Genomic DNA, 1,846 nt, shown 5'->3' with positions numbered 1-1,846 from the left:
GGTGTAGGGAGTTATGGGATAAGTTACACGATGATCCCAAAGGCGACACCATGTTTGAATTGTTTGCTGGAAACGGTTCCAATTGGAGGACTGACATGTGATACGGCGGGAATCATCAGCCCTGCTGTTCAAACGGTCGTTGCCCATCAACTGGCGGAAGCATTGAAAATCCTTGTGGAAGATTTTGAATCACTAAGAAACAAAATCGTTTCATTTGATCTTTGGAAAAATGAATATTCATCCATAAATGTAGCGCAATTAAAAAAAGATTCTTGTTTGTCATGCGGGGTAAATCGAACGTACCCCCATCTCTCCTATTCAAATCGAACGAAAACAGCCGTTTTATGCGGAAGGGATTCTGTCCAGATTCGGCCGGCGATGAATCTTGAAAGAGACTTAGCGGAAATCGAAAAAAATCTTCTCGCACAAGGTGGTAAGATCGTCAGGAATCCTTATTTACTTTCATTTACGATTGGAACCCATCGGTTGGTCGTTTTTAAAGATGGGCGGGCGTTGATTCATGGAACGAAAGATATTTCCGAAGCAAAAACGTTATATCATCGTTATATTGGCTGAACTGTAATCATGGAATGCCAAAGACTTAAAACGCTAAAATCAGTAGCCCTTATAATAGGAAGAAATCGAAAATTCCTTTTGTGATTTATGTGCTTCAAAAACATAAAACGAAAGCGGTGTCTGCCTTTTCCGGGCGGCACCGCTTTTTTTTGGAACGATTATTTAAGCAGACTACATATCATGACTGCTATTATGCTTCTGACGGGAGTGCTGTCTGTTTTTCACCTTATGAGAACCGCTTAACGGTGCAGGTTGACCTGGGTTATTTCCTTTAGGTGCATTTTTTCGAATATCTTTACCATCGTTTTTGTTCATGTGCGATCCCTCCTATCTCTTAAGATAATCAGTCCGTGAAATTTTATTCACATACATATATTTGCAAACCTCGTACATGCTATGGATGGACACTAATTAAGGAGCTGAACCAAATGCAGGATAAACAAGATAAGCGAAGGACTTTCCAGGAAGCCCAGCAAAGTTATCAACAAGTATTTGATGTATACTCATCCATTGAGAAGAGCGCACCTAATTACGGAACGGAATTGAAACATGTGAAGCAGGAAGTGAACGAGGCCTATCAGCAAATACAATCTGCACTAGTCACCGCTTCCGAACACCAGAAAGAACAATTGAAAAAATTCGAACAGGATATTCAGGCAATCGTCAATGAGGTCAATTCAGAGGACTATTGAGTGGCAGGTTCCATCATCGTGAGTATTTCGCGTTTCACTTATGCGTTTCCTGATTTTAGAATAGAATAGGCTTTTTGAAAAATGCAGTACATCTGCTATTTCAAAAAGCCTATCCGATTTAAAGCCTAGAGGGAAATCATTGGTTTTTCTTTCTTTTTTTATTATTTTGCCTTTGCATTTCCGATAATGGAGGTTCATTTCCTAGTTCATCATTGTAACCTGCTCCATTACCTTGCGCTTTTGCAGCATTCATTCCTGGAATAACATGATTTGACTTTTGTTTTGTCATTTCGACACCTCCACCCATAGAATGCGATAATGTTGAATGATTATGTATGAAGAGCTAATATGTTTTGCTGGAATAATTTATCAGGCTGCAAATTGGGTTATTTTCATTAAAATGCATATGGGCAAGGCTTCCTAAATGCACTTTAATATGTGGGGAATTTTTTTCTATAAGAGAAACTTATCAAAAACAATAACTTTCTGGTTATTTACTTATCCTCATTTCTATATTACTATTAAGTTGAAGCAAGAGTTAGGGTGGCAGCAGAGAGAGAAACTTCGACAAACTCACT

4 protein-coding genes are annotated in these 1,846 nt (G+C 38.8%); 2 read left to right on the top strand and 2 right to left on the bottom strand.

Annotation, left to right across the window (positions count from 1 at the left end; translation table 11 throughout):
* Positions 1–576 (top strand): ThiF family adenylyltransferase (locus tag ACFVSH_RS26175; RefSeq protein WP_387708715.1); only part of this gene is annotated, 576 nt, incomplete at its 5' end.
* Between the two features lie 171 nt (positions 577–747).
* On the opposite strand, the gene ACFVSH_RS26170 is transcribed toward ACFVSH_RS26175, so the two are convergent.
* Positions 748–891 carry a small acid-soluble spore protein P gene (locus ACFVSH_RS26170; RefSeq protein WP_083450736.1) on the bottom strand — a complete coding sequence of 48 codons (144 nt, stop codon included), beginning with the start codon at positions 889–891 and terminating at the stop codon, positions 748–750.
* Positions 892–1,004: 113 nt separating this feature from the next.
* Between ACFVSH_RS26170 and ACFVSH_RS26165 the strand changes: the two genes are divergently transcribed.
* Positions 1,005–1,268, top strand: a complete 264-nt coding sequence (locus ACFVSH_RS26165; RefSeq protein ID WP_048678629.1) for a hypothetical protein — start codon at positions 1,005–1,007, stop codon at positions 1,266–1,268.
* Between the two features lie 136 nt (positions 1,269–1,404).
* Here ACFVSH_RS26165 and sspO read toward each other — a convergent pair whose 3' ends face one another.
* Positions 1,405–1,557, bottom strand: coding sequence for a small acid-soluble spore protein O (gene sspO / locus ACFVSH_RS26160; RefSeq protein ID WP_260286141.1), 153 nt, complete (start codon positions 1,555–1,557; stop codon positions 1,405–1,407).
* Positions 1,558–1,846 lie beyond the last annotated feature (289 nt).

Origin of the sequence: Peribacillus sp. NPDC058002 (genome assembly GCF_042886655.1) — a bacterium.
Taxonomy (GTDB): Bacteria; Bacillota; Bacilli; order Bacillales; family DSM-1321; genus Peribacillus; species Peribacillus aracenensis.
Note: the sequence above shows the minus strand (reverse complement) of the source record. Positions and strands in the feature narration are given on the sequence as shown.

Excerpts from the sequence above, each read along its gene's own strand:
- ACFVSH_RS26170 (WP_083450736.1), bottom strand. The coding sequence starts at position 891 with ATGAACAAAAACGATGGTAAAGATATTCGAAAAAATGCACCTAAAGGA.
- ACFVSH_RS26165 (WP_048678629.1), top strand. The coding sequence starts at position 1,005 with ATGCAGGATAAACAAGATAAGCGAAGGACTTTCCAGGAAGCCCAGCAA.
- sspO (WP_260286141.1), bottom strand. The coding sequence starts at position 1,557 with ATGACAAAACAAAAGTCAAATCATGTTATTCCAGGAATGAATGCTGCA.